The 25,712-nt window shown below is 70.6% G+C and carries 22 protein-coding genes and 1 pseudogene; 17 read left to right on the forward strand and 6 right to left on the reverse strand.

Going from position 1 to position 25,712, the window contains the following annotated elements:
* Nucleotides 1–219: 219 nt before the first annotated feature.
* From HII36_RS32010 to HII36_RS32030, 5 genes are all read left to right on the forward strand, one after another.
* Complete coding sequence (locus HII36_RS32010) at nucleotides 220–1,578, forward strand: family 43 glycosylhydrolase (RefSeq protein ID WP_173527023.1); 1,359 nt, start codon at nucleotides 220–222, stop codon at nucleotides 1,576–1,578.
* A gap of 131 nt (nucleotides 1,579–1,709) precedes the next feature.
* Nucleotides 1,710–1,949, forward strand: a complete 240-nt coding sequence (locus tag HII36_RS32015; protein ID WP_173527024.1) for a hypothetical protein — start codon at nucleotides 1,710–1,712, stop codon at nucleotides 1,947–1,949.
* A 125-nt stretch (nucleotides 1,950–2,074) separates the two neighbouring features.
* The gene (locus HII36_RS32020; RefSeq protein WP_173527025.1) at nucleotides 2,075–3,091 is read left to right on the forward strand and encodes a hypothetical protein; all 1,017 of its coding nucleotides are present in this window, start codon (nucleotides 2,075–2,077) and stop codon (nucleotides 3,089–3,091) included.
* Between the two features lie 69 nt (nucleotides 3,092–3,160).
* Nucleotides 3,161–3,697, forward strand: a complete 537-nt coding sequence (locus HII36_RS32025) for a SigE family RNA polymerase sigma factor (protein ID WP_173527026.1) — start codon at nucleotides 3,161–3,163, stop codon at nucleotides 3,695–3,697.
* Nucleotides 3,694–4,629, forward strand: coding sequence for a hypothetical protein (locus tag HII36_RS32030; RefSeq protein ID WP_173527027.1), 936 nt, complete (start codon nucleotides 3,694–3,696; stop codon nucleotides 4,627–4,629). The genes HII36_RS32025 and HII36_RS32030 overlap by 4 nt, the downstream gene beginning before the upstream one ends.
* A 173-nt stretch (nucleotides 4,630–4,802) precedes the next feature.
* Here HII36_RS32030 and HII36_RS32035 read toward each other — a convergent pair whose 3' ends face one another.
* Nucleotides 4,803–5,909 (reverse strand): ricin-type beta-trefoil lectin domain protein, encoded by a 1,107-nt coding sequence (locus tag HII36_RS32035; RefSeq protein WP_173527028.1) that lies wholly within the window; start codon nucleotides 5,907–5,909, stop codon nucleotides 4,803–4,805.
* A 97-nt stretch (nucleotides 5,910–6,006) separates the two neighbouring features.
* Here HII36_RS32035 and HII36_RS32040 point away from each other — a divergent pair, with 97 nt between their 5' ends.
* The 9 genes from HII36_RS32040 to HII36_RS32080 all read left to right on the forward strand — a co-directional run bounded on the left by HII36_RS32040 (nucleotide 6,007) and on the right by HII36_RS32080 (nucleotide 17,842).
* Nucleotides 6,007–6,600 (forward strand): DUF305 domain-containing protein, encoded by a 594-nt coding sequence (locus HII36_RS32040; RefSeq protein WP_173527029.1) that lies wholly within the window; start codon nucleotides 6,007–6,009, stop codon nucleotides 6,598–6,600.
* Between the two features lie 144 nt (nucleotides 6,601–6,744).
* The gene (locus HII36_RS32045) at nucleotides 6,745–8,436 is read left to right on the forward strand and encodes a hypothetical protein (protein WP_173527030.1); all 1,692 of its coding nucleotides are present in this window, start codon (nucleotides 6,745–6,747) and stop codon (nucleotides 8,434–8,436) included.
* A gap of 120 nt (nucleotides 8,437–8,556) precedes the next feature.
* Nucleotides 8,557–9,270, forward strand: coding sequence for a FadR/GntR family transcriptional regulator (locus tag HII36_RS32050; protein WP_173527031.1), 714 nt, complete (start codon nucleotides 8,557–8,559; stop codon nucleotides 9,268–9,270).
* Between the two features lie 25 nt (nucleotides 9,271–9,295).
* Nucleotides 9,296–10,546 carry an ABC transporter substrate-binding protein gene (locus HII36_RS32055; protein ID WP_173527032.1) on the forward strand — a complete coding sequence of 417 codons (1,251 nt, stop codon included), beginning with the start codon at nucleotides 9,296–9,298 and terminating at the stop codon, nucleotides 10,544–10,546.
* A gap of 8 nt (nucleotides 10,547–10,554) precedes the next feature.
* Complete coding sequence (locus HII36_RS32060; RefSeq protein ID WP_173527033.1) at nucleotides 10,555–11,382, forward strand: carbohydrate ABC transporter permease; 828 nt, start codon at nucleotides 10,555–10,557, stop codon at nucleotides 11,380–11,382.
* The gene (locus tag HII36_RS32065; RefSeq protein ID WP_173527034.1) at nucleotides 11,379–12,176 is read left to right on the forward strand and encodes a carbohydrate ABC transporter permease; all 798 of its coding nucleotides are present in this window, start codon (nucleotides 11,379–11,381) and stop codon (nucleotides 12,174–12,176) included. Before HII36_RS32060 ends, HII36_RS32065 begins: the two co-directional genes overlap by 4 nt.
* The gene (locus HII36_RS32070; RefSeq protein WP_173527035.1) at nucleotides 12,176–15,181 is read left to right on the forward strand and encodes a glycoside hydrolase family 38 N-terminal domain-containing protein; all 3,006 of its coding nucleotides are present in this window, start codon (nucleotides 12,176–12,178) and stop codon (nucleotides 15,179–15,181) included. Before HII36_RS32065 ends, HII36_RS32070 begins: the two co-directional genes overlap by 1 nt.
* A complete protein-coding gene (locus HII36_RS32075) occupies nucleotides 15,178–16,410 on the forward strand; it encodes an enolase C-terminal domain-like protein (RefSeq protein WP_173527036.1) in 1,233 nt (410 codons plus the stop codon). Before HII36_RS32070 ends, HII36_RS32075 begins: the two co-directional genes overlap by 4 nt.
* On the forward strand, nucleotides 16,400–17,842 hold the full coding sequence (locus HII36_RS32080) for a S10 family peptidase (protein ID WP_173527037.1): 1,443 nt from the start codon (nucleotides 16,400–16,402) through the stop codon (nucleotides 17,840–17,842). The genes HII36_RS32075 and HII36_RS32080 overlap by 11 nt, the downstream gene beginning before the upstream one ends.
* On the opposite strand, the gene HII36_RS32085 is transcribed toward HII36_RS32080, so the two are convergent.
* The 5 genes and pseudogenes from HII36_RS32085 to HII36_RS32105 form a co-directional block, all read right to left on the reverse strand.
* Nucleotides 17,801–18,673 carry a hypothetical protein gene (locus HII36_RS32085; protein WP_173527038.1) on the reverse strand — a complete coding sequence of 291 codons (873 nt, stop codon included), beginning with the start codon at nucleotides 18,671–18,673 and terminating at the stop codon, nucleotides 17,801–17,803. The two genes, HII36_RS32080 and HII36_RS32085, sit on opposite strands and share 42 nt — an antisense overlap.
* The gene (locus tag HII36_RS32090) at nucleotides 18,664–19,074 is read right to left on the reverse strand and encodes a peptidase inhibitor family I36 protein (RefSeq protein ID WP_173527039.1); all 411 of its coding nucleotides are present in this window, start codon (nucleotides 19,072–19,074) and stop codon (nucleotides 18,664–18,666) included. The genes HII36_RS32085 and HII36_RS32090 overlap by 10 nt, the downstream gene beginning before the upstream one ends.
* 138 nt (nucleotides 19,075–19,212) lie before the next feature.
* Nucleotides 19,213–19,982, reverse strand: a pseudogene (locus HII36_RS57005) (SDR family NAD(P)-dependent oxidoreductase).
* Nucleotides 19,979–20,989, reverse strand: coding sequence for a DUF4432 family protein (locus HII36_RS32100; RefSeq protein ID WP_173527040.1), 1,011 nt, complete (start codon nucleotides 20,987–20,989; stop codon nucleotides 19,979–19,981). The pseudogene HII36_RS57005 and the gene HII36_RS32100 overlap by 4 nt, the downstream one beginning before the upstream one ends.
* A gap of 7 nt (nucleotides 20,990–20,996) precedes the next feature.
* The gene (locus HII36_RS32105; protein WP_236004066.1) at nucleotides 20,997–22,175 is read right to left on the reverse strand and encodes a DUF4185 domain-containing protein; all 1,179 of its coding nucleotides are present in this window, start codon (nucleotides 22,173–22,175) and stop codon (nucleotides 20,997–20,999) included.
* A gap of 123 nt (nucleotides 22,176–22,298) precedes the next feature.
* Between HII36_RS32105 and HII36_RS32110 the strand changes: the two genes are divergently transcribed.
* The 3 genes from HII36_RS32110 to HII36_RS32120 all read left to right on the forward strand — a co-directional run bounded on the left by HII36_RS32110 (nucleotide 22,299) and on the right by HII36_RS32120 (nucleotide 25,656).
* Nucleotides 22,299–23,117 (forward strand): hypothetical protein, encoded by an 819-nt coding sequence (locus HII36_RS32110; RefSeq protein ID WP_173527042.1) that lies wholly within the window; start codon nucleotides 22,299–22,301, stop codon nucleotides 23,115–23,117.
* Nucleotides 23,118–23,171: 54 nt separating this feature from the next.
* Nucleotides 23,172–24,782 (forward strand): ABC-F family ATP-binding cassette domain-containing protein, encoded by a 1,611-nt coding sequence (locus HII36_RS32115; RefSeq protein WP_173527043.1) that lies wholly within the window; start codon nucleotides 23,172–23,174, stop codon nucleotides 24,780–24,782.
* Between the two features lie 190 nt (nucleotides 24,783–24,972).
* The gene (locus tag HII36_RS32120) at nucleotides 24,973–25,656 is read left to right on the forward strand and encodes a hypothetical protein (RefSeq protein ID WP_328807979.1); all 684 of its coding nucleotides are present in this window, start codon (nucleotides 24,973–24,975) and stop codon (nucleotides 25,654–25,656) included.
* Nucleotides 25,657–25,712: the final 56 nt, after the last annotated feature.

Consider the following 25,712-nt stretch of genomic DNA (forward strand, 5'->3'; position numbering starts at 1 on the left):
GTATCAGGGGTGGTGGGTTCCGGCTTGGTGAGCGGGGCTGCGGGTGATTTCGATGTGCGGGGTCTCATACGGTGTTCCGTCCTCTACGGTGGGCCGGCCTTGGTCTGAGTGCGGGTTTCGAGGACCTTTCTGTCGAATATTCACCGATGAAATGGTTCTCATTAACGTTCACCTCCCAGGCAGACGCACTTGCGTTCTGAATGAAGGAGGACGTGACTGATGACCGGTTCCGAGAACGGGTTGCACCTCAACCGGCGGTCGTTGCTGGCCGGGGTCGCCGGCTCCCTGGCGCTGGCCGCGACCACCCCGGCCCAGGCCGCCCAGGCGGCCCAGGGGGCCCAGGGGGCTGCGGTGGCGGGGCGGCGGTACCCGGCGAACTGGCCCGACGCCGCGCCCTACGGCCTCGCCGACACCCGGCTCGACCTGTGGCCGCGCGACGACAACTCGTTCATTCTCCCGCTCGAACTCCGCCCGAGGGACGAGGAACTCGGCCGGGTCTGGATGCGGGACACCTACGTCAACTGCTTCGTCGTCGATGGCCGGCCGATCTACGTCGCCACCGGCACCACCCGGGTGCCCGGGCTCCAAGCGGCCGGTCCGTGGAACGACGGCATCTTCGTGTGGACCGCGCCGTCGCTGCGTGGTCCGTGGCGGCTGGCCGACACGACCGGTATCCGGCCCGGTGCGGAGAAGGGGAAGGTCTGGTCGCCGGAGTTCGTCGGGGAGAACCGTCCTGGACGCACGGTCGTCGCGCCCTGGCAGGAGTACTGGCACGACGACCAGTTCGGCAAGCGCGGCCAGGCCTGGGCGCCCGAGCTGCACTACTTCCGCGGCACCTGGTACATCGTGGCGTGCATGGGCGACCATTCCCAGAAGGTCGGCTCGTTCATGCTGGTGAGCGAGGGCGGGGTGGAGGGGCCGTACCGGCTGGTCGAGGGCAACCTCGGCAAGCCGTTCGGTGACCCGTTCATCGGGGGGCCGAAGTTCATCAAGCCCGGCGCCTACCACCACATCGACGGCGGCCTCTACACCGAGGGCGACGACGCCTGGCTCGTGCTGCACAACAACCTGTACGCGAAGTTCAGGGACGACATGGAGGACATCGTCCCGGTCACGAACCTTCCGTCGTTCCAGCAGACGCCCTACGCGCCTGAGCCGTACCTCGAAGGCGCGTACGTGTTCAAGCACGAAGGCAAGTACTTCATGCTGCACGCCGCGTGGAACCGGTCGTCGGCCAATCCCGACGGGAGCACCAGGTACGCCTACGACCCGCCTGGCCCAGGCCGGGTGCAGTACCAGTACGACGCGGTCATCGCCGTCGCCGACCACTTCGAGGGGCCGTACTCGCAGCGGTGGACGGCGGGCGTCGGCGCCGGGCACAACAACATCTTCCGGGACCGCAGCGGCCACCTGTGGGCGACGTTCTTCCGCAACCCGAACTTCGGCCACTGGTCCGACCCGTCACGCATCGGTGAGTCGGCGGTGCCGGGGATCGTCCGGCTGGAATGGACCGGACCCGAGGGCAACCGCCTGTACGTCAGGCGCAGGAACCGCGGTCACCTCATGAGCGACGACTGATCTGCCTGAGGGTCGAAGGCGATCTGCCTGGTGGTGGAAGGCCCTTCGCGAGTGAGCGCGGAGGGCCTTCGCGGGTTCGCGCGCGACCTGACACCGCCGATGATCAGCTTGGCGGTTTCCGGTGAATTCCGATGAGTTCCGGTGCGTTCACCGGTGCGGGGGCGCTCGGCTCGTCCTGGCTGAAGTCCTCCCACGACGGCCTCCGCGTCGGGTACCTGAACGGCGTCACCATCAGCGTCGCCGACACCGAGGGTGACCTGCTCTTCGACACGGGCATCTCGCCGTACTTCGACGGGGAGACGGCCGCGGTGTACGACGCGGCGGCCAGCGTCTGGAACGGCACGATCCTGTACCCCGCCACGCCGGCCTGATCACCTCTCTCAGCCGCCCTGATGTCCGGTTCGTGACGAGGTCATGGGCGGCTGGTGATCACCTCTCTGGTTCGCGTCTTCGCTGCTCGGCAGGCTGATGATCAGTCGAGAGCGAAGGAGTCGTCATGATCGATCCGTCGTCCGTCAGGGGGCGTTGGCAGGCCGTTTCGTCCTGGCACGGTCCGCTGAGTCTGTGTGCCGCCGCCATGGCGGTGCTGGCCGTGGTGAGCGGGTTCGGGCTGCTGGCGGACGGGCGGACCGTGATGGGCGAGGGGGTGTGGCTCAAGCCGTTCAAGTTCGCCGTCTCGTTCGGGCTGTACGCGATCACCCTGGCCTGGATGATCGGCCAGGTCCGGCGGTGGCGGCGGACGTCCTGGTGGCTGGGCACGGTGATCGTGGCGGGGTTCGTCGTGCCGGAGATCTCGGTCATCACCGTCCAGGCGGCGCGCGGCGTGCGCAGCCACTTCAACTTCGCCACCGCGCTGGACGAGACCATGTTCATGGTCATGGGCGGGGCGGCGTACCTGGGCTGGCTGATGACGTTCGCGCTGGGTGTCTTCCTGGTGTGGCAGCGGCGGGTGGACCGGGCGATGGGCTGGGCGATTCCGCTCGGGCTGGTCATCTCCCTGGCCGGTATGTCCGTCGGGTACCTGATGACCGCTCCCACGCCCGACCAGGCGCAACAACTGGCCGGCGGGTTCGATCTGGCCACGATCGGCGCGCACAGCGTCGGCGGGCGGGACGGCGGCGCCCGGATGGCTGTGACCGGGTGGGAGACCGGCGCGGGCGATCTGCGGGTCGCGCACTTCTTCGGGTTGCACGCCATGCAGGTGATCCCGCTGGTGGCGATGGGCCTGCGGCTGCTGTCGCGGCGGTTCGCGCTGCTGGCCGGGGACGGCGTGCGTACCGTGCTGGTGTGCGTCGCCGCGCTGGGCTACGGCGGGCTGGGCGCGGTGCTGCTGTGGCAGGCGCAGCGAGGGCAGGCGCTGGTGAGCCCCGACGCGCCGACGCTGGCGGCGGTCGCCATCCTGGCCGCGGCGGTGGTCGCGATGACGGGCGCGGTGCTGGGCATCGCGGCGGCACGCAGGCCGCGCACGCCGGCGCGTGGGACCTGGACGGCCGGGTCCACGGCCCGCGTGTGATCGCTGGGCGGCGGGTGGGCGGCAACGGTTCGGGGTGCTCGTGGACTCTAGGAGCCGAGGAGGTGTTCCATGGGGGACCGCGAGCAGGCCCTGGACGAGGAGTTCCACGGGTTTGTGATGAGCCGCTGGCCGCGGCTCTTGCGTACGGCGTACCTGCTGACGGGTGAGCGGCACGCCGCCGAGGACCTCGTTCAGTCGTCGCTGGAGCGGGCGTACGTGGCCTGGCGCAAGGTGCGCGTGGTGGGGGATCCGGACGCGTACGTGCGGCGCATCCTCGTCAACGCCCACGCGCGGCGTCATCGTCGGCGGCTGAAGGAGTACCTGTCGGCGCGGGACGACGTCCAGGCCTGGGACCAGCCGGAACGCGGGGACCGGATGGCGCAGGCGGAGGACAGGTCGGTGCTGCTGCGGGCGCTCGCCCGGCTTCCGGCGCGGCAGCGGGAGGCGGTGGTGCTGCGGTACTGGGAGGACCTGACCGAGACCCAGACGGCCGCGGCGATGGGCTGCTCGGTCGGCGCGGTGAAGAGCAACGCGGCCAAGGGCATCGCGAAGTTGCGGGCCATTCCTGAACTGGCGGAGACGGTGATGAGCGGAGGGCGGAAATGACGGGCCAGGGCGGCGAAGCGGACATGGCGGACCGGGGCGTGGCGTTGTTGCTGCGTGAGGTGGCCGAGCAGGTCGATCCGGGCATGGCGCCGTACCAGGCGGTCGTGCGGGGCGGCAGGCGGCGCAAGGCGCGTCGCTGGGCGGCGGGGACGGTGGCGGCGCTGGCCGCGGCGGGGGTCGCGGGGACGCTCGTGACGACCGTGCTGCCGGCGCGGCAGGAGCAGACCCAGATCGCGCTCCCAGCACAAGACCAGGCGCAAGTTCAGGTGCGTGGCCCGGCACAAATGTCCGGGCAAGCGCCGGCACAGGGCACGGCCCAGGCCCCTGCTCAGGGCACGGCCCAGGTCCCGGGGCAGGCTACGGGGGAGGCCACGGATCAGGGCACGGGGCAGGCGGATCCGTCGCCTGAGGCGCGGCACGTGTACGCGCCGCAGGTCACGCAGCTCGCCGAGGTCCCGAACGGCAAGGCGACGGTCCGCGTGTCGGTCGAGGTCTGGGGCGCGCCGCGTGATGAGAGCGAGATCCGCGAGCAGCGCGCCAGGATGAAGAAGCACGGCGTGTGGGACGAGCGCAGCGCCGACCCGGTGAAGGTCGGTGATGTCTGGTTCGCCGTCGTGGCCACCCGGGCGTCCGACGGCAAGCGCGAGATCGTGGCGAGCGCACTGGAGCAGCCCGGCGCCAGTGACCTGGGATATTCCTCCTACAGCCTGCCGAGGCGGCTGACCGACGGCCGGGTGATCGTCGGGCACGTCACCTCGGACGTCCGGGGCATCGCCTTCGTGTGGCGGAAGGAGATCAGGAAGCCGAAGCTGGTTCAGGTGGCGGGGCTCAAGGAGCGGTGGTTCTCGATGCGGGCGGGCTCGGCGGAGCGGCTGCGGTCGATCGTGACGTACGACGCGGCGAACCGCTCGAAGGTCTGGCCGGCGAGCTGAAGTACCCCGGAGTCGCCGATGAAGTACCCCGAGCCCGCCGGACGACCTCCGGCGGGCTCTTGCGCGCCGGTCCGAAATCGATAACTCTTAGGAAGGTTTCCTTTTAATTTCCTGCTCCTCCCCCCCAAGGAGTCCAGGTGGACGAGACAGCGGCCCGCCAGCCGCGCCGGCGGTCACGGCTTGGCCGGAACCGTCCACCGCTGGTTCGCCCCGCCGTGGCAGCCGTACACGATGAGCTGGACGCCGTCGCTCGCGTTGCTGTCCGCCACGTCCAGGCACCGGCCCGCGGCGGTGTTGCGCAGGCGTCCTGCGTCGACGGTCCACTTCTGGGCGGCGGCGCCGGTGCAATCGCTCACCGCGACCTTGGCCAGGTCGCCGGTGCCGCTTGCGGTCAGGCAGCGGCCGTAGGCCATGCGTATCGTGTCGTCCCTGGCCAGCACCCAGGTGGTGTCCCTGGTCTCGGCGCACGTCCCGAGCACGGCCCGGCCCGCGGACGGGACCACGCACTTGCCGCCGAGCCCCTTGATCGTCCCGCGTACCGAGTTGCCGATCCCGTTGGTCTGCACGCTGCCGCCGCTGACCCGGGTCACCGTGGAGAAGGCCGCGCAGCCGCTGCTGACCGACGTCCCGCTGATGGCCGCCCGCACGCCGCCGTCGCCGACCGGCAGGCCGAACCTGGCCCGGCTGTACGGCTGGTCGTGGCACGAGGAGTCCGGGTTGGACCACTCGAAGTACTCGGCCCAGTTGACCATGCCGTTCGGGGAGAGCCGGTCGGAGCCGGCGCGGATGCTGCCGAGCTTGAACGACCCGCCGCCGCTCAGGTCGGTGACCGTGACACCGAACCAGCGCTCGCCCTCGTGCGCGACCCGGAATCGGTAGGTGTGCCCGGCGGTCCAGTTGTGGCGCATCCGGCAGCTCTTGCCGACGCCTTCGCCGCCGAAGTCCAGGCAGTAGCTGCCGGACGTGCCTGCCTTGGCCTCGGTGGCGTCCCAGACCGAGAACAGGAACAGCCGTTCGCTGCCGCCGTTGCTCTGCAGGCCGGTGTAGGCGCCGTTGCCCTGCGTGAAGCCGAACTGGTTGCTCCAGAACACGTTGGAGCCGAAGCCCGGATCCAGTTCCGGGGTGATCGTGTAGTCGACGCCGGAGAAGCCCGGCGAGCCGGAGAAGGAGTAGTTCGTGTACGTGCCGGGGGTGTCCCCGGCATAGGAGGGGGTCTGCAGTGCCGCGACGGTGCCCAGTACCAGGGTCGTGGCTGCTGCGATACGTACGGCCAGGCGCATCGGAAGGTCCTTCCGCGGGGGTTTGCGCAGAGCTGTGTGAAAAGTATCCGTACTGATCGAAAGTGGACCCTTAAATGCACGATAAGGAAATTTAAGGTTGGACGCCACCCTCGACGCCGCCAACCGTCACATGTCACGCTGGTTCGGCATGAAGCCCCCCAACCAGCTGAAGGCCCTCATCGCGGCCCTCGCGTTGTCACTGATCGCCGCCTGCGGCCAGGGCGTGCAGGCCGCCGACCCGGTCAACGCCGAGGACGTGATGTTCGTCCAGATGATGGTGCAACATCACCGTCAGGGCATCGAGATCGCCAAGGTCGGTGAGACCAAGGCCACCACGCCCGAGCTCAAGATCATGGCCGGGGCCATCGCCGTCACGCAGCAGAGCGAGGTGGAGATGATGTTGCGCTGGCTGCACTCCTGGGGTCAGCCGATGAGCGCCCCGACCGGCGCGCACGACCACCACGGCGGCATGCCGGAGACCGACCGCAAGCAGATCCAGTCGCTGAAGAAGTCGAAGTCCTTCGAGCGCGACTTCATGAACCTGCTGATCGCACACCAGGACGACGCGCGCCAGATGGCGGCGAGCGAGGTGTACAGCGGCGCGAACCCGTCGGTCAAGCAGTGGGCCGCCCAGGTCCAGTCCTCACGCAAAGCACAGATCGACCAACTCCTGGACCTGCTCAAACGCTGATCACAACGCCGACCACAACACTGCTCACAACACCGCTCACAAGGTTTCACAAGCGACCACAAGCCGATCCCAAGGCGCACCCGCGAGGCTGCCCGACGCGGAAATTCGAGTCTTGGGCGGAGCGTGCGTGTGAGGAAGACATGGATGGCGGCGGTCGCCCTCCTGGTGTCGCTGGGCGGGCTCGCCGCCCCGGCGCAGGCGGCCGGCGTCACGGTGAAGATCGGCAAGCCACGGGTGACGCCTGCCGCGTACACGGGCGACTGCCCGATCACCACCGACTTCTCGGCCAGGGTGGCGGTGCGCGGCGCCGGCCGGATCACCTATCGCTGGGTGGGCAGCGGCGGCGTCAAGAGCAAGGTCATGACCGCGCGGGTCACGTCGGGCAGCGCGCTGGTGCGCGGCAGCAGGACCTTCCGCGCCGACGCCGCCGGCTGGCAGGCGCTGCAGGTGCTCAGCCCGCGCAAGGCGACCTCGGCCAAGGCCGCCTACAGCGTGAGCTGCGCGCCGATCGGCGACGTGACCGCCACCTACACCCATGATCCGTCCCCGGCCGTGCGGGTGAGCGCCGAGGTGGCCGACGTGGCGCCGTACTCGGGCGCCTGCCCGCTGCCCGGCCGCGCCGTGACCTTCACCGGCACGATCAAGGGCGGCCCCGCCGCCTACCGCTGGGCCGACAGCGACGGCGGCGCGCAGCCCGTCGAGCGCCTGACCTCGGGCACCCGCGTCACCTCCACGCGCACGTTCCTGACGAGCGCCACCGGCACCCGCTGGCTGGAGCTGCTGGACGCCAAGGGCCGGGTCGTCCACCGTTCGAACCGGGCGGCCTACCGCGTCACCTGCACCCCGCCGCCGCAGCAGGACCCGGCGCGGGCCGCGGTGAGCAACGTGCGCGTCACGCCCGCCGCCTACGACGGCGTCTGCGACGCGCCGCTGGACTTCACCTTCACCGCCGACCTGGCGGTCACCAAGCCCGCGAAGGTCACCTACCGCTGGGTCCGCGGCGACGGCGAGGTGGTCCCCGGTGCGTTCACCTTCACCAAGGACCTCTCCACCAGTGTGAAGACCACCTGGAAGGTCGCCGACCCGAGCAAGCTCGCGAACGGCTCGGCCAGGCTCGAGATCCTCACCCCGAACGCCGTCAAGAGCGCGCCGGCCACGTTCACGATCAAGTGCGCGCCGATCACGCTGTCCCAGACCCTGATCTCCTCGCGCAGCACCAAGCCGGGCCCGTGCGACACGACGACCAACCCGCACTGGTTCACCGCGAGCGCGCAGGCGCGCGCGCTCCAGCGGACCGAGATCAGCTTCCGCTGGCGCTGGTCGGACGGCGGCTTCTCGCGGACGGAGACGGCCGTGATCGACGGCACCAGGACGTTCTCCTACACCTGGGCGCCGCGCAGCAGCAAGACCGGCAAGGTCTGGCTGGAGGTGCTGGAGCCGGGCAACCTGACCAGCCCGCCGGCCGACTTCTCGGTCGTCTGCAACGGTCAGCCGCCGACCGACCCGGGCGGCAGCGTGGTGGCGGTGCGGAACACCAAGGTCACCCCGGACGCCCACCAGGGCGCGTGCCCGGTGACCCTCACGTTCAGCATGGACATCACGGTGTCCGGGCCGCTGACCGAGCCGGTGACGTTCACCTGGTACTACGACGACGCCAACAGGTCGATGGGGCACCAGCAGGTCTCGTTCGCCAAGGGTGAGCCGCTGACCAAGACCGTGACGCTCAAGGCGCTGGCCGAGACCACGACGAACCAGCCCAGGCGGGCGTACGTGGAGATCTTCACGCCGAACATGGCGTGGGCCGAGCCGGTCTTCTACAAGGTCACCTGTTCCTGACGCAGCACAGGATCCGGGCCCTCGCCGCGCGATGAGCGCGGCGGGGGCCCGTCCGCGTGTTGACCGGAAAACGAGCCGGTCCATAGACGCACTTGGGATTAAGTGATTAGATCACTTGATATGTCCGAGGTTGCGCGGCCGACGCTTTCCGACGCTCTGACCGAGCGCATGCTGGAGCTCATCCGCCGGGGCGGTCACCGCCCCGGCGACAGGCTGCCCTCGACCAGGGAGCTCTCCCAGCGCTTCGCCGTCACCACCCCGACGCTGCGCGAGGCGCTACGCAGGCTGGAGGCCACCGGCGCGATCGAGATGCGCCACGGCTCGGGCATCTACGTGGGCGCCGACATCGAACGGCTCGTCCTGCCCAATCCGAACATGCGCGAGATGCACGCCGCGCAGCTGCTCGAACTGCTCGGCGCGCGGATCGTCATCGAACCCCCGCTGGCCGCGCTGGCCGCCGCGCACGCCACCGGCGAGGAGCTGGCGGCGCTCAGGCAGGTGCTCGACGAGGCGGGCAGGCACCTGCGCGGCGAGGACGCCGAACTGCACGAGGCGAACATGACCTTCCACCGCGCCACCGCCGCGATGGCGGGCAACAGCGTGTTGCACGAGGTCGTCGACTCGCTGCTGATCGTCCACGGCCCGGAGCAGCGGGAGATCCTGCAGATCTTCGACGACCGCCGCCGCGACTACGACGAGCACCTGTCCATCCTGGCGGCCATCGAGGCGCGCGACGCCGCGGCGGCCGAGGAACGCATGCGGGCGCACCTGGTGGACGTGAAGACGGTCATCGAGCAGCGGTTGCGTCCCCCTCAGCTGGAACCCCCCAGATAAGAGCAAGAGCAAGGGAGGCCGGTGCATGATCCGGTCACGTGTGGTCACGCTCGGTGTGGCGGCGATGGTCCTGGCCGCGTGCGGCGGAAACGGGGCCGCCGCGCCGCAGAAGAAGACCGAGCTGACGCTCTACAACGACAAGGGCGCCTGGAGCAAATACTTCGAGGACATGGGCGCGCTGTCCAAGCAGCAGATCGCCCTGGGCATGAAACCGACGGGCTACACCGACTCTGCGCAGTACCAGGCGTTCATCAAGGCCTCGTTCCGCACGAACGTCAAACCCGACCTCTTCACCTGGCAGACCGGGGGGATGCTGGCGGAGATCGTCAAGCAGAAGCAGGTGGCCGACACCACGGCCGTCTGGCAGGAGGCGATCAAGGCCGGCGACCTCTCCCCGGACCTCGCCCCCTACTACACGATCGGCGGCAAGCAGTACTGCGTGCCGCTGAACGTCGCCTACTGGGGCATGTTCTACAACAAGAAGCTCTTCGACGAGAACGGACTGAAGCCGCCCACCACCTGGGACGAGCTGATCACGGTCGCCGAGACGTTCAAGAAGAAGGGCGTCAAGGCCTTCTACCACACCAGCGTGCTGTTCTCCTTCGTCTGGTTCGAGCAGCTCATGGCCGGGATGGACCCCGACCTGTACGACCGGCTGTCCACCGGCAAGGCCAAGTACACCGACCCGGGCGTGGTCGCGGTGATGGAGAAGTGGAAGCAGCTCATCGACGCCGGGTACTTCATCAACCCGGGTGACAAGACCGACCCGGCCGACGTGCTCAAGAACGGCAAGGCGGCCATGGTGTCGTTCGGCACGTTCTTCAGCACCAGCATGACGCAGCGGGAGATGAAGCCGGGCGCCGACTACGGCTTCTTCGTCATACCCAACGTCGACGCGAGCCTGCCCAAGACCTCCATGATCTTCGAGAGCGGCCCGCTCTGCTCCCTGGCCAAGGCCCCCGACCCCGAGGCCAGCATGAAGTACCTCAAGTGGTGGACCACCGCGGGCGCGCAGGAGAAGTGGGCCACCAGCAGGGGCGACGTGAGCGCCAACCCCAAGGTCACCGCCGGCGACACGGACGTGGCGACGATCGCCAAGGACGCCGGCTCCGGCAAGTACCGGCTGGTCAACCGCTACTTCGAGGCGACACCGCCACCCATCCTGACCGCCGCGCTCGACGGTTTCGGCAAGTTCGTCACCGAGCCCGGCACCTACAAGGAGGTGCTGGAGACCATCCAGAAGGCCGCCGACGAATACTGGGCCACCCACCAGTGAGAGCCCCCATGCTCGGCCGGTTCAGGCACGGGTACGTGGCGCCCGCGGCGCTGCTGGTCGCGGGCCTGCTCTACGCGCCCTTCCTGTGGACGGCCTACCTGAGCCTCACCCGCTACGACGGCCTGGAACCGCCGGTCTGGGTCGGCCTGCGCAACTTCACCCGGCTGCTCGACGACCCCGCGCTGCTCACCTCGGTGGGCAACACGCTGATCTGGGTGGCCGGCACCATGATCCTGCCGGTCGGTCTCGGCCTGCTGGTGGCGGTGCTGTCGTACGACCTCAAGGGCGGCGCCTGGTACCGGCTGCCGTTCATGTTGCCGTACGCGCTCAGCGGCGCGGGCCTGGCCATGGTGTGGAGCCCGATCCTGTCGCACGACGGCATCGCGAACCTGCTGCTCGGCGTGGACACCGCGTTCCTCCAGGTGGCCCCGCACAACACGGTGGCGATGCTGCTGGTGTGGACCTGGCAGCAGCTCGGCGTCAACACGCTGCTGTTCGTGGTGGGCCTGCAGTCGATCCCGCGCGAGCCGATCGAGGCGGCCAGGCTCGACGGCGCGTCGGGCTGGCGGCTGTTCCGTCACGTCATCTGGCCGCTGATGCGCCCGCTGACCGCGGTCGTGGTCGGGCTGGCGCTGGTGGCGAGCCTGAAGACGTTCGACATCGTCTGGGTGCTCACGCAGGGCGGCCCGGGCCGCAACTCCGAGACGCTCGCCGTGACCATGTACCGCGACACGTTCGTGGCCAGCGAGTACGGCTACGGCTCGGCCGTCGCGGTGCTGCTGACCGTCGTCACCGGGCTGGCGTCCTACCTCTACCTCAGGAGGCAGACGCGATGATCAGGAGAGCCGTGCTCGTCGTGCTCGGGCTGATCTGGCTCGGGCCGACGTACCTGCTGCTCGTCAACGCCTCAAGACCGGCGGCCTCCTACGACCCGTCGCGGGCCTGGGCGCCCGCGGGCGACTTCGCGCTGCTGGAGAACTTCGGCCGCGCCCTGGCCGCCGCCGACCTCGGCGACAGCCTGGTCAGCACGGCGATCTACAGCGTGGTCTCGCCCGCGCTCGGCGTGCTCATCGGGGCGCTGGCCGGCTACACGATCGTGGTGCTGCGCCTGCGGCACGGGTTCTGGTGGTTCATGCTCATCTTCGGCGGGACGATCTTCCCCTCCCAGATGCTGCTCGTGCCGCTGTTCGTCGGCTACAGCGACGCCGGCCTGTACGACACCAGGTTCGGCCTGCTGCTCGTCTACACCGCGATCAACGTGCCGCTGGCCGCGTTCGTGCTGCGTAACTTCTACACCGGGGTGGCCTTCTCCGTCTTCGAGGCCGCCCGCATGGACGGCGCGTCCACCTGGCGCATCTACCTGCCGATCTCGTACAGCGCGCTGGCCGCGGTGTTCATCCTCGAGTTCACCTTCATCTGGAACGACCTGATCTTCGGCCTGACCCTGACCCAGACGGCCGAGGTGCGCCCGGTGATGACCGCCATCGCCGGCCTGATGACCGACGTCTACGCCGGCACCCCGGTGCCGGTCGGCCTGGCCGCGGGCCTGGTGGTCTCGCTGCCGACCGTGCTGTTGTTCCTGGCCACCCAGCGCCTCTTCGCCCGAGGCCTGTCCCTAGGGAGTGTGTGATGACGAGCCGGTTGCTGCAGCGCAGCCTGGGCAGCCCCGACTACGACGGGATCAGGCAGGCGCTGCGCGACGACACCTCGACCCCGGTGATCAGCGTGCGCGGGCTGGAGGTGCGGGTCGCGGTGCTGCCGCTGTTCACCCACGACGGCCGGCAGGCGGTGCGGGTGTCGAGCACCAGGCCGCTGACGCACGTGCTGGTCGGCGTGGACAGCGCCTCGGGCACGGACGTGACGCTGCTGGCGCCCGAGGTGGACACGCCGCGCGTGCTGACGCTGGAATGTCGCGACGACGCCGGCGTGATCGGCACCGCGCAGTTCACGCTCACCCCGCAACGCAAGTGGAACGTGTTCGTCGTCCATCACTCGCACCTGGACATCGGCTACACCGACCCGCAGGGCACCGTGCTCCGGCACCACCTCGACTACCTGGACGCGGCGCTGCGGCTGGCCGAGGAGACCGCCTCCTGGCCGGACGACGCCAGGTTCCGCTGGACGGTCGAGTCGTCGATGCCCGCGCTCAAGTGGCTGGCCGCCAGGCCGCGCGAGCAGGTCGAGTCGTTCGCCGCCCGGGCCAGGGAAGGCGTGATCGAGGTGACCGCGCTGCCGTTCCAGCTGCACACCGAGGCGTGCTCGACCGAGGAGCTGTATCGGCAGCTGCGCTTCACCACCTGGCTGCGCGACGAGTACGGCATCCCCACCAGGTCGGCGATGCACACCGACGTGCCGGGCGCGGTGGTCGGGCTGGTCGACGCGCTGAACGCGGCCGGGGTGCGGTACGTGGCCGCCGCGCACAACTGGGCCGGGCGCTCGGTGCCGTACCTGCACGGCGGCGACAAGCTGACCAGGCCGTTCCGGTGGCGGGCGCCGAGCGGGAAGGAGGTGCTGGTCTGGTTCACCGACACGCCGCACGGCATGGCATACATGGAGGGCAACACGGTCGGGCTGACCGACTCCTACGAGCTGGCCGACGACCTGCTGCCGAGGTACCTGGCGGCGCTGGCCGGGCGCGGGTACCCGTACGGGCCCGGGACGTTCGGCTGGCAGGGGCCTGACGCGCCGCGGGCGCCGTACGAGCTGGACGTGCTGCACCTGCGGGTGCAGGGCGCGCACGCCGACAACGCCGGGCCGTCGATCGTGCCGGCCACGATCGCCCGCAGGTGGAACGAGCAGTGGGCCTACCCGCGGCTGCGCTCGGCGGTCAACAGCGACTTCTTCGAGTTCGTCGAGGAGCGCTACCACGACAGGCTGGCCGTGCACGAGGGCGACTGGACCGACTGGTGGGCCGACGGGCTCGGCTCCGGCGCGCGCCCGCTCGGGTACGTCCGCCGCGCCCAGGCCGCCCTGCGCACCGCCGAGACGCTGCACACACTGGCCGGAACCGACGCCACCGAGCAGATCGAGGCGGCCTACGACAAGGTGGCCCTGTTCAACGAGCACACCTGGGGCGCGGCCAACCCCTGGGAGGACGCCGAGGAGGCCGGAGACTCCGGCGGCCTGCAGTGGACGCGTAAGTCGTCGGGCGCGTACGCGGCCCAGGACGACGCCTCCGACCTGCTGCACGCGGCCACCCGCCGCTTCTCCGCGGCCCTGTCCGAGTCGGGCACGACCGGCGGCGCGCTCGGCTCGTTCGCCGTGTTCAACCCGGGCACCGGGACCAGGACGGACCTGGTGCGCACGTTCCTGCCCAGGGACGTGGTCGGCGTGGACGTGCCGATCGCGCTGATCGACGCCAGGACGGGCGAGACGGTCCCGCACCACGAGGAGTTCGTGGACCCGGTGGACTGGCCGACCAGGCCGATCGGCAGGCACATCCACGCGGTCGTGCCGGACGTGCCCGGCTTCGGCTACGTCCGCCTGGACCTGGTGCCCGGCGAGAGCCAGGCCCCCGAGCCGGTCGAGCTGGATCTCGGCGGGGTGATCGAGAACGAGTTCTACCGGGTCGCCTACGACGTGCGCGAGGGCTACCTCGGCTCGGTCTTCGACAAGGTGGCCGGGCGCGAGCTGGTCAACGCCGACGCCGCCGCCGGGTTCGGCCAGTACGTCTACGACCAGTACGCCACCGCCCCGCACTTCAACCACCTGTCCGGCCACGTCGGCGCGCACGACAGGACGCTGCTCGGCGACAGGGACATCGGCAGGGGCGCCACGATCGTCAAGGCCCAGCGCACGGCGGTCGGCGAGAGGCTGGTGGTCGAGCTGCGCGGCAAGGGCGTCGACTGGATCCGCACCACGATCGAGCTGCACCACGGCGTGCCCAGGCTCGACCTCACCTACCAGCTCGCCAAGCAGGGCACCCCGGCCAAGGAGGCGGTGTTCCTGGCCTTCCCGTTCGCCGCCGGCCCGCCCACCGCCTGGGAGCTGACCGGCGGCGTGGGCGGCCCGGACGTGCCCAGGGTGCCGGGCTCGGCCGAGTACATGCTGCCGATCAGGCACTGGATCGCCTTCGAAGACCCCGAGCTGACCGTCGCCTGGGCCACCATGGAGGCGCCGCTGGTGCAGCTCGGCACCATCCACATGCCGTACGCGCCGTTCCCGCCGACGCTCGACGAGGAGCCCGGCACGGTCTACTCGTGGGCGCTCAACAACATCTGGGACACCAACTTCCCCGCCCAGCAGCAGGGCGAGACGACGTTCAGGTACGCCGTCATGTCCGAGCCGGGGGCTCCCGGCCGGCGGCTGGGCGCGCGGGCGGCGGCCGGGCTGACCGAGCCGTTCGTCGGCGCGCTGATCACCGACGCGCCCGGCGAGAGCCGGGCCTACGCCGCGGTCGACCACCCGGACGTGCTGATCACCTCGCTCGGGGTAGCGGGTGACGAGCGGGTCGCCCGGCTGCGCTCGCTGGCCGCCGAGCCCGTCGAGGTGACGCTCACGCTGCCGGGGCTGCGGTCCGCGCGGGTCAGCGCCGGGCTGGCCCGCGAGTTCGAGCCGCTGGAGGTCACCGGCGAGTCGGTCACGGTGCGGCTGCCCGCCTGCGGGGTCGCCGCCGTTTGGGGGACGTGCGCGTGAAGATCGTCGACATCCGGGCCACCACGGTCGCCGTCCCGCTGCAGGCGCCGCTGCGGCACAGCAACGGCGCGCACTGGGGACGGTTCGTGCGCACGCTCATCGAGGTCGAGGCCGACAACGGGCTCATTGGGCTGGGCGAGATGGGCGGCGGCGGCGAGAGCGCGGAGGCCGCCTTCCGCGCCCTCGTGCCCAACCTGAAGGACCACGACCCGTTCCAGCTCGAAGCGCTGCGCTTCAAGATCGCCAACCCCACCGCCTCGCTCTACAACAACCGCACCCAGCTGCTGGCCGCGGTGGAGTTCGCATGCATCGACCTCATCGGGCAGCAGCTCGGGGTGCCGGCCCACGACCTGCTCGGCGGACGGGTGCGCGACGCGGTGCCGTTCGCCTCGTACCTGTTCTTCAGGTACGCCGCCGACGGGCACGCCGAGATCCGCACCCCGGACCAGCTCGTCGCGCACACCCGCGAGCTGAAGCAGGCGCACGGGTTCACCGTGCACAAGCTCAAGGGCGGCGTCTTCCCGCCGGACTACGAGCTGGAGTGCTACCGGGCGCTGGCCGCGGCCTTCCCCGGCGACCGGCTGCGCTACGACCCGAACGCGGTGTTGTCGGTGGCCGAGGGGCTGCGCTTCGGCCGGGCCATCGAGCACCTGGACAACGACTACCTGGAGGACCCGGTCTGGGGGCTCGAAGGGCTCAGGGCGGTGCGCGAGCGGGTCAGCGTGCCGCTGGCCACCAACACGGTGGTCGTCAACTTCGAGCAGCTGGCCGCCAACGTGCTGCGCAGGGCCGCCGACGTGGTGCTGCTCGACACCACGTTCTGGGGCGGGATCAGGGCGTGCGTGAAGGCGGCGGCGGTGTGCGAGACGTTCCAGCTCGGGGTGGCCGTGCACTCCTCCGGCGAGCTGGGCGTGCAACTGGCCACCATGCTGCACCTGGGCGCGGTGCTGCCCAACCTCACCTACGCCGCGGACGCCCACTACCACCAGCTCCGCGACGACGTGATCGAGGGCGGCCGGCTGCCGTACCTGGACGGCGCCATCGCGGTGCCGTCCGGGCCCGGGCTCGGGGTGAAGCTGGACCGGGACAAGGTCGCCAGGTACGCCGAGCTCTACCGGGAACTCGGGGGATACCCGTACGACCGGGATCCGGGCCGGCCCGGCTGGTATGCGCAGGTTCCGAACGAGAGGTTCGCGGATCCCTCGATAATTGACCGCTATGTCGGATGAAGTGGTAGAAAAGCCCGCCGCCCCCGCGGACAACCTGGTGACCACGCGGCACACGCTGCCGTCGGGGGAGCCGTACACCGCCGTCACCGGCACCGTCGTGCTGCGTGAGGAGGTGTTCGCCGACGGCAGGTTCGAGGGCCACCGGCCCAAGGCCGAACTGTTCCTCACCGCGTACACGCTCGACGGTGCCGACCCGCTGACCAGGCCGGTCACGTTCGCGTTCAACGGCGGTCCCGGCTCGTCCAGCGTCTGGCTGCACCTGGGCGTGCTCGGCCCGCGCCGGGTGGTGATGGGCGACGCGGGCGCGTTGCTGCCGCCGCCGTACGGACTGGCCGACAACGCCGAGACCCTGCTGGCCGTCAGCGACCTGGTGTTCGTCGACCCGGTCTCCACCGGGTTCTCGCGGGCGGCGGCGGGGGAGAAGGCCGAGCCGTACCACGGCTTCAGCGGGGACCTGGAGTCCGTGGGTGAGATCATCCGGCTCTGGACCACCAGGAACGGACGGTGGATGTCACCGAAGTTCCTGGCCGGCGAGTCGTACGGGACGGTCAGGGCGGCCGGGCTGGCCGATCACCTGCAGTCGCGGTACGGCATGTTCCTCAACGGCGTGATGCTGATCTCCTCGGTGCTGGACTTCGCGACCGTGGACTTCAACCACGGCAATGATCTGCCCTACTCCCTCTATTTGCCGACTTATGCCGCTATAGCGCACTATCACGGGTTGCATGGCGACCGGCCGCTGGCCGACGTGCTCGCCGAGGCCGAGCGGTACGCCGCCCGCGACTACCCCTGGGCCCTGTCCATGGGCAACCGGCTCACCCCGGACGAGCGCGCCGCCGCCGTGGCCACGGTCGCCGCGCTGTCCGGGCTGTCGGAGGACTACGTGGACCGGGTGGACCTGCGGATCGAGCACATCCGCTACTTCACCGAACTGCTGCGCTCGCGCCGGCTGACCGTCGGCCGCCTCGACGGCCGCTTCACCGGCTGGGAGGCCGACTCCGGCGGCGAGCACTTCACCGCCGACCCGAGCCTGTCGGCGATCATGGGGCCGTACAGCGCCGCGCTCAACCACTACCTGCGCACCGAGCTGGAGTTCGCCAGCGACCTGCCGTACGAGGTGCTCACCTCGCGCGTCAGCCCCTGGTCCTACCGGGAGTTCGAGGGTACGCACGTCACCGTGACCGACAAGCTGGGCGCCGCGATGCGGGCCAACCCGCACCTGCGCGTGCACGTGGCCTGCGGCTACCACGACGGCGCGACGCCGTACTACGCGGCCGAGCACGTGCTGGCCCACCTGCCGATCCCGGCCGAGCTGGCGGCCAACGTGGAGGTCAGGTACTACGAGGCCGGCCACATGATGTACGTGCACGAGCCGAGCAGGATCCGGCAGTCAGCGGACCTTGCCGCCTTCGTCCGAGGCGAGCAGGCGTGACGCCGTCCTGACCCGATGCTCCAGGTTCGCCCGGAAGGCGGCGAAGCGCGGGGCGTGACCGCGCACGAGATCGCGCTGCAGCGCCGCGTCGGCCTCGTACCAGGCCGCCACCAGCCCGGACGACCACTTGCACGCGGTGTCGGCGGTGGCCGTCGCCTTCTCCACCACGCTGATCGCCGGCTGCTCCAGTTTCCAGCGGCGGTCGGCGATGGCGGACTCGGGGGCGGCGTAGGCGTGCCCGGCCTGGCCCATGCACGCCTGCCAGCGCTCGACCGCCGCGGCCACCTCGGGGAGCGCGGCGGCCCGTTCCAGGGTGAGCGCGTCCTGCAGTCCCAGCCACGACCAGTCGGCCCGGGGGCCGCCGTCCTCCAGCGTCCGTGCCGCCCGGTCCAGGCAGCCGGGCCGGCGCCGGTCGCCGTACAGGTGGCCGCGTGCGGCGGGCGGCAGCGCGTTCGCCCAGGCCCCCGAGGTGCGCGCGCCCGGCGGACGGGCCAGGTGGTAGCCGTGCCGCCGGGCCACCGCGGTGTCCACGACGCCGTAGCGGCGCGAGTTGCCCGGGTCGAGCGCGGCGATCGAGGCGGCGCTCTCGACCGGCGGGTTCACCGTGACGCCCTGGCGGCGCATGCACCGGACGACCAGCCGGTGCCGCGCGTTGGCCAGCACGGCCCGCTGCTCGGGAGTGGGCTTGTAGGCGTCGAACGGCAGCACCAGATCCGACACCGACCTGACGCCCCTGGCCGGCTCCTGGCCGGCGCAGCCCGTCACCACCACTCCCAGCAGGGCCGCCAGCAGGACGGTCGGCAGGGCGGGGCCCGCGGCGGTCAGACGCACCAGATGTCGAGTGAGCTGGTGCGGTTGTTGCCGACGGCGTTGTTCTCCAGGTAGCCGTCGTTGGAGTCGTGCACGAACGTGCTGTGCGCGCCGGTGTAGTACGCGTGCTGCCACAGCGTCACGCTGCAGCCGACCCGGTTCCTGACCGCGCCGGCGCTGTTGTCCATGATCCGGCCGCTGTTGCTGAAGTCCCAGTTCAGCCAGCTGTTGTCGGCCAGGTTCGAGTCGTCGCCGACGAAGTCGCGCCAGTGGTCGATCTGGCCGCGGTTGTAGTCGAAGCCGGCGTACAGGCAGACGCGGCCGCCGTGGCAGGTGGCCCGCGGGCTGGCGGCGGCGGGCCCCGCGGCGGTGCAGACGGCGACGGCCGCCGCGACCCAGGCGGCCAGGATGGAGATTCTCACAGGTGTCCCCCGATCGGTGTGAGTCGTCACGCCGAGCCCTGCTTACCAGGCACCCCACCTGCGTGTTCGCCCCATGACGCAGTCCTTGCCCGGCCGGGCGGGCGAAACGAACCAGGGGCGGTCCGGCTGACCGCCGCGCTACTCGGGCAAGGCCGCGGGATTGCGTGCCAGCAGCCCGCCGTCGACCCGGTGCTCGGCCCCGGTGATGAACGACGAACGCGGCCCGGCCAGGAACGCCACCAGCTCGGCCACCTCCTCCGGCCTGGCCACCCGGCCCAGCGGGTGCGCCCGTCCCCACCGCTCGACCTGCTCCTCCTGCGACAGCTCGCCCCGCCACAGGTCGGCCGCCCAGCGCAACATCGGGGTGTCGACCGAGCCGGGGCAGACCACGTTCACCCGGATGCCGTCGGCGGCGTGGTCGAGCGCCATCGCCCTGGTCAGGCCGTTGATCGCGGCCTTGCTCGCGGTGTAGGCGGCCACCTGCGCCTGCGAGGAGAACGCCTGCACCGACGACATCAGCACGATCGAGCCGCCACCGCGCGCCCTGAGCTGCGGGATCGCGGCCTTGCAGGTGAGATAGACGCCCTTGAGGTTGATGTCCAGCACCTCGTCCCAGACTTCCTCGGGGGTGTCCTCGACGGTGCCGTAACGCTGCACGCCGCGCACGTCACCACGATGTCGAGCCCGCCGTACCTGGACACCGCCAGGTCCACCAGGTCGCGCAGCTGACCGGCCTGCCGCACGTCCGCGATCCGGCCGGTGACGCGCTCGCCGTCGACCGTCGCGGCCTCGTCCACGCCGCAGAACACCACCGAGGCGCCGCCGTCGGCCAGCCGGTCGACCACCGCCCGGCCGATGCCGGTGGAGCCGCCGGTGACGAGCGCCACCTTGCCGCTGAACTCACTCACGCCAGTACCTCCGCGCGCAACCTCGTCGTCCTCGTCTCGTGCGGGCCCAGGGCGAGCGCCGTGCCGCCGGCCACGGCCGCGGCCAGGCCGTCGGTCGGCATGCCCGCGAACGGTTCCATCCCGACCGTGTAGACCCTTCCCCACCAGGGATAGCCGGTGGACGCGCCGAGCTCGTGCCACAGCCACAGGAAGGGCTGGACGCTGGCGTCCCACTCCACGCGCATCCCGATCTCCGCCGATATCTCGTACCAGCCGGTGCTGAATCCGGTCAGGTAGACGATGTCGCTGGGCGTGCCCGGTTCCGGCACCACGCTCAGGTCCGTCTCGCCGCCGCCGGCCGCGGGGACCACGGGCCACGTCCACGGCCCGCCCGGCGCCACGCGGCGGCCCGCCGGGTTGATCGCGCTCTCGTGCGGGATCACCGTGACGCCCGCGGGAAGCCTGATCGTCGCGCCCGGGCGCAGGAACGGCCGCCCGTACACCAGGTGCTGCCCCCACATCGCGTGCAGCTCCAGGCCGGACTCGTTGGTCGCGCTGCTCTCGATCTCCAGCGCGGGCGCGCCCGCCGCCAGCCTGAACGTCTTGTCCACCCGGTACGGCAGCCGCCGCGTCCGCACCGTGAGCCGGATCGCGACCTCCCGCTCGGAGTCGGCCACCACCTGGCAGTCCCACGGCAGCCCGGCCACCTCGCCGTGCTGACCCAGCCGCGCGCCCCGGTACTCGCTGGGCGCGCCGCCGTTCGGGAAGATCTCCTGCCAGCCGCCCTCGTAGTGGTCGACGAACTGCGCCACGTCGTCGGCCGCGCCCAGCAGGTGGTCACGCGGGTCGCGCAGGCCCTGGGGAGACAGCCAGACGAGGTCGGTGTCGGTCGGCTTGTGCAGGAACTCGACCACGTCACCTCCCTTGTCGGTGACGACCGTCACGCGCAGCCGCTCGTTCTCCAGCGCGACCGCGCGCAGGCCGTCCAGAGTGAGATGGCGCAGCCGGGCTCCCCAGTTCCGTCTCACCCCGGGCTCACCCGAAACGCACGTCGATGAAGCGCGGGCGGTAGATCGTCACGTCGCGGTAGTGGTCGGTGTTGACGAAGCTGTTCACGTTGTACGACACGACCAGCCCGCCGCCGTCGCCGGTGATCTCCGGGTGCGCGTGTGCGTTGTAGGTGAAGATGTTCCCGCCGGTCTCGGGGGTGGTGTAGACGTGCTGCTTGCCGGTGAACGGGCCGGCCGGCGAGCACGAGGAGTAGGCCACGATGTTCGGGCTCAGCACCGAGGTCGTGTCATGGGTGATCAGGACGTATCCGGACCCGACCCGGCTGACGCTGTACTCGTTGGCGACCCCGCTCATGATCCGGGCCGAGTCGAGCTCGTCCGGCGACCAGGTGCCGTCGGCCTTCAGGTACTCCCAGGCGCCCAGCAGGCTCTGCCCCCTGACCCTGGCGACGTGCATGTACTTGGTGCCGCCGAGGTCCTCCACGCCGTACACGTAGGTGTGGCCGCCGTCCTTGAGCAGGCCGGAGGCCCAGGCCACGCCGTGGCCCGAGGGCAGGTCGTGCACGCTGATCGGCCGCTGCAGCCGGCCGGGCGCGAACCTGGCCACCACGTTGCGGTGCCAGCGCCAGTCCCACGCGCCGGGGCCGAACCGCTCGTACTCCTGGTAGGTGGCCTCCACGATGCCGCCGGCCAGCGTCGCGTCCCCCGCCCAGAACCAGTGGTTCGCGTCACGTGGCGGCATCACCGCGGTCGGCTCGGCGGCGGTGCCGTCGTGGATGGTCGACAGCCTGCCGTCGCGCTCGACGGCGAAGGAGTTGTTCAGGAAGACCGTGCTGCCGCCCTCCTCGACCACCGGCGGACGCGAGCCGTCGGGGTTGACCCGGCCGAGGAAGGTGTCGGAGAACACCCACAGCTCGCGGCCGCTGGGCAGGCGCAGCGAGTACGCGCCGTCGGCGCCGGTCCAGTCGTCGAGCCGGCCGTTGTCGTTGCCGTGGTCGGTGAACAGGCCGGTCAGCCGGGCGTCGACGCTCGCGCCCCGCACCGCCGGCGCGCACGCGGAGACCTGCTGGGACGGGGTGGGTAAAGCGGTGGCGGAGGCGCTGGGCGCGGCCGGGTTGGGTGGCGCGGCGCAGGCCGGCTGCGGCACGGCCGTCAGGCCGAGCAACGCGAGTGCGAGGGGAGCGAAGGCGGATCGGAATCGCATCACACGTCCTTGGGGCCGGGGGCTCCCTACAGTTCTAGTCATTAGATCACTTACTGTCCAGGGCCCTCCTGGGGTAGCGTGCGCCGCGAGTTCGATCAACGTTCGACTCTGGAGGCCGCGGCGATGCTCCGTTTCCTGGCCGTGTTCGCGGCCTGCCTGCCGCTGCTCTTGTCGGCCGCCCGGCCGGCCCAGATCTGCGGCTGGTTCGCCTACGTCCCGCTCGACGAGTCGGCCCTGGCCGCCTGGGATCTGGCCGGTACGGCGACGCTGTTCCTGCCGGTGGCGCTGGCGCTGCTCGCGCTCTGGCTGCCCGCGCGCTTCCCGCCGGTCGGTGCGGTGGCCACGGCCCTGGTCCTGGTCGTGGCCGTGGCCGTGCCGGTCGCCTTCCCCTTTCCCGGCCCCTGCGGCGGGCCGTCGCCGTGGGAGCTGTGGGCGGGAGCCGGGTGTTTCGCGGCCGCTCTGGTGGCGCTCGTCCTGGCGTGGCGGCGCGAGCGCGGCCAGGTTTCGGAGACGGTCGCGCGAGTCAGGGCCGTGGCGTGGACGGTCGCTCTGGCCGCCGTCGCCTGGCCGCTCGTGAGCCGGCTGGACGTCAGGCCATCGCTGGCGACGGCTGTACCCGGCCTGCGCGACGTGATCGAAGATCAGCCCGCCGTCCTCCAGTGGCTGTGCTCGTCCGAGGCCCTCGGCGTGTGGTTGTGCCTGGCCGCGCTGGCCAGCGCCGCGCGCGGCCGCGTCTCGCTGGTCCTCGGGCTGGCGCTGCTGGTGCCCTGCCTCCTCTTCCCCTTCGTCGGGTACGCGATGGCGGTGGCCGGCGTGCTGGTGGCCGAGCTGCGGGCCGTGCGCCGGTTACCCGGCCTGGTGGCCAGGATCCCTCGCCACTGGGGCGCGCTCGGCCTGGTCGTCCTGGCCGTCTTCCTGGTCATGACCTACTTCCTGCCGTGATCGCGGGCGGAAATTGGGATGCCGGAGGCTGAAGCGGGCGGGTAATCTGCGCGGGTGGGCCACGTCGAAGTAGGACATCTGACATACGTGCTGCCCGACGGGCGGCCATTGCTCAACGACGTGTCCTTCAGAATCGGTGAAGGCGTCAAGGCCGCGCTCGTCGGGCCCAACGGAGCGGGCAAGACCACGCTCATGCGGCTGATCGCCGGCGATCTGCAGCCGGTCGACGGCAGCGTCGCCAGCTCGGGCGGGCTGGGCGTCATGCGGCAGTTCGTGGGCAGCGTGCGCGACGGCAGCAACGTCCGCGACCTGCTGGTGAGCGTCGCGCCGCCGGCCGTGCGCCAGGCCGCCGAGCGGCTCGACGCGGCCGAGCTGGCCATGATGGAGCGCGACGACGAGAAGACGCAGATGCGTTACGCGCAGGCCATCAGCGACTACACCGACGCCGGCGGCTACGACATCGAGGTGCTCTGGGACACCTGCACGGTCGCCGCGCTCGGCGTGCCGTACGAGCGGGTCAAGTGGCGCGACGTCGCGACGCTGTCGGGCGGCGAGCAGAAGCGGCTCGTGCTGGAGGCGCTGCTGCGCGGCCCCGACCAGACCCTGCTGCTCGACGAGCCCGACAACTACCTCGACGTGCCCGGCAAGGAGTGGCTGGAACAGCAGCTCAGGGAGACGCCGAAGACGGTCCTGCTGGTCAGCCACGACCGCCAGCTCCTGGCCAACGCGGCCGACCGCATCGTCACGGTCGAGTCGGGCAACATCTGGATCCACGGCGGCGGCTTCACCACCTACGCCGAGGCGCGCAAGGCACGCAACGAGCGGCTCGACGAGCTGCGCAGGCGCTGGGACGAAGAGCACGCCAAGCTCAAGGCCCTGGTCAACATGTTGAAGAACAAGGCCAGGTACAACGACGGCATGGCGCCCGCCTACCACGCCGCCCAGACCAGGCTGCGCAAGTTCGAGGAGGCCGGGCCGCCCGAGCAGGCGCCAGGCGACCAGAACATCAGCATGCGGCTCAAGGGCGGGCGCACCGGCAAGCGCGCGGTGATCTGCGAGGGGCTGGAGCTGACCGGCCTGATGAAGCCGTTCGACCTGGAGGTCTGGTACGGCGAGCGGGTCGCGGTGCTCGGCTCGAACGGCTCGGGCAAGTCCCACTTCCTGCGGCTGCTGGCCGGCGAGCCGGTCAGGCATTCCGGGGTGTCGCGGCTGGGCGCCAGGGTGGTGCCCGGGCACTTCGCGCAGACGCACGCCCGTCCCGACCTTCAGGGGCGCACGCCGGTCGAGATCGTGATGACCGAGCACGCCAGGCTGAAGAACGAGGCGATGAAGGCGCTGGCCCGCTACGAGCTGGCCGGCCGGGTGGCCGAGCAGCGGTTCGAGACGCTGTCCGGCGGCCAGCAGGCGCGGTTGCAGATCCTGCTGCTGGAGCTGTCGGGGTCCACGTTGCTGCTGCTCGACGAGCCGACCGACAACCTCGACCTGGCCAGCGCCGAGGCGTTGCAGATCGGCCTGAACGCCTTCGACGGCACGGTGCTCGCGGTCACCCACGACCGCTGGTTCGCCGCCGACTTCGACCGCTTCCTGGTCTTCGGCTCCGACGGCCAGGTTTACGAGTCCCCGGCGCCGGTCTGGGACGAGGCCAGGGTCGTCCGGCAGCGGTGAAGAGTTAAAAGAGTTGGTACGGCTGGCGCGTGTCATCTGCCAGCCGTACCCATGGACGGGTTATCACGGCAAAGTGATCCCGCTTAGCCGAACCGTCAGCCTCCTCGCACTCGGGGCTATCTGCCTAGCAGGGTGCTCAAGTGAGGAACAGCCCGATGTACAGCTCAAACCGCTTGCTCTGAAGGAGCAGGTGTCGAATATCGTCAAGTCGCCCGACGGGTACGCGGTGAACTGGGCCGGGGTGCTCAGCAACGCCAACCCGTGGCATTTCGGCGAGCACGTGGTGGCCACGGTCGTCGGACGCAACGCCGCCGGGGCCGAGGTCGTCCGGATGGATCAGCCGCTGGACGCGATCCCGCCCGGCGGGTCGCTGGCGTTCACCGGGCAGGCCAGCACGGCCGAGAAACCGGCCAAGGTGACGATCGACTACCGTCCGGCGCAGTGGCGGCTGGCGGGGCGGATCGCCTCGGCATTCCAGAAATTTCCTATCACCCGGGTTCAGACATTGCGCCAGAAGGACGGGTCATACCTGATAACTGGATATGTCGGAAATCCGTATCAGTTGCCTGCCAGCAGCCTCGTCGTGAACGCGTTGCTCCGCGACGCGTCGGGCAAACTGCTGGGCGGCGGCAGCACGTTCGTGGACGACGTGAAGGCCGGCAGCCCGCCCAGATTCATCCTGACCGTGACCGGCCTGCCCGCGGGCACGAAGGTGGCCAAGACCGAGATCACGGCCAGGACCTGGGGTTCCACCGGGCGTCCCTTCGAGGACCTGGCGATGAAGGGCGCGGTGCCCATCCACACGGTCAAGCCGAGCACCGAGCCGTTCGCGGTGGACCGCGGCGGACAGCCGGTTCCCGACCACAAGCCATAAACAAATAGCGCAACAAATCAGCACATTGCGGAGATCGGCCGCCGAGAACGACGACG

It is taken from the genome of Nonomuraea antri (assembly GCF_013283785.1).
In the GTDB taxonomy this organism is placed as follows: domain Bacteria; phylum Actinomycetota; class Actinomycetes; order Streptosporangiales; family Streptosporangiaceae; genus Nonomuraea; species Nonomuraea antri.

Excerpts from the sequence above, each read along its gene's own strand:
- HII36_RS32010 (WP_173527023.1), top strand. The coding sequence starts at position 220 with ATGACCGGTTCCGAGAACGGGTTGCACCTCAACCGGCGGTCGTTGCTG.
- HII36_RS32015 (WP_173527024.1), top strand. The coding sequence starts at position 1,710 with ATGAGTTCCGGTGCGTTCACCGGTGCGGGGGCGCTCGGCTCGTCCTGG.
- HII36_RS32020 (WP_173527025.1), top strand. The coding sequence starts at position 2,075 with ATGATCGATCCGTCGTCCGTCAGGGGGCGTTGGCAGGCCGTTTCGTCC.
- HII36_RS32025 (WP_173527026.1), top strand. The coding sequence starts at position 3,161 with ATGGGGGACCGCGAGCAGGCCCTGGACGAGGAGTTCCACGGGTTTGTG.
- HII36_RS32030 (WP_173527027.1), top strand. The coding sequence starts at position 3,694 with ATGACGGGCCAGGGCGGCGAAGCGGACATGGCGGACCGGGGCGTGGCG.
- HII36_RS32035 (WP_173527028.1), bottom strand. The coding sequence starts at position 5,909 with ATGCGCCTGGCCGTACGTATCGCAGCAGCCACGACCCTGGTACTGGGC.
- HII36_RS32045 (WP_173527030.1), top strand. The coding sequence starts at position 6,745 with ATGGCGGCGGTCGCCCTCCTGGTGTCGCTGGGCGGGCTCGCCGCCCCG.
- HII36_RS32050 (WP_173527031.1), top strand. The coding sequence starts at position 8,557 with ATGTCCGAGGTTGCGCGGCCGACGCTTTCCGACGCTCTGACCGAGCGC.
- HII36_RS32055 (WP_173527032.1), top strand. The coding sequence starts at position 9,296 with ATGATCCGGTCACGTGTGGTCACGCTCGGTGTGGCGGCGATGGTCCTG.
- HII36_RS32060 (WP_173527033.1), top strand. The coding sequence starts at position 10,555 with ATGCTCGGCCGGTTCAGGCACGGGTACGTGGCGCCCGCGGCGCTGCTG.
- HII36_RS32065 (WP_173527034.1), top strand. The coding sequence starts at position 11,379 with ATGATCAGGAGAGCCGTGCTCGTCGTGCTCGGGCTGATCTGGCTCGGG.
- HII36_RS32070 (WP_173527035.1), top strand. The coding sequence starts at position 12,176 with ATGACGAGCCGGTTGCTGCAGCGCAGCCTGGGCAGCCCCGACTACGAC.
- HII36_RS32080 (WP_173527037.1), top strand. The coding sequence starts at position 16,400 with ATGTCGGATGAAGTGGTAGAAAAGCCCGCCGCCCCCGCGGACAACCTG.
- HII36_RS32105 (WP_236004066.1), bottom strand. The coding sequence starts at position 22,175 with ATGCGATTCCGATCCGCCTTCGCTCCCCTCGCACTCGCGTTGCTCGGC.
- HII36_RS32110 (WP_173527042.1), top strand. The coding sequence starts at position 22,299 with ATGCTCCGTTTCCTGGCCGTGTTCGCGGCCTGCCTGCCGCTGCTCTTG.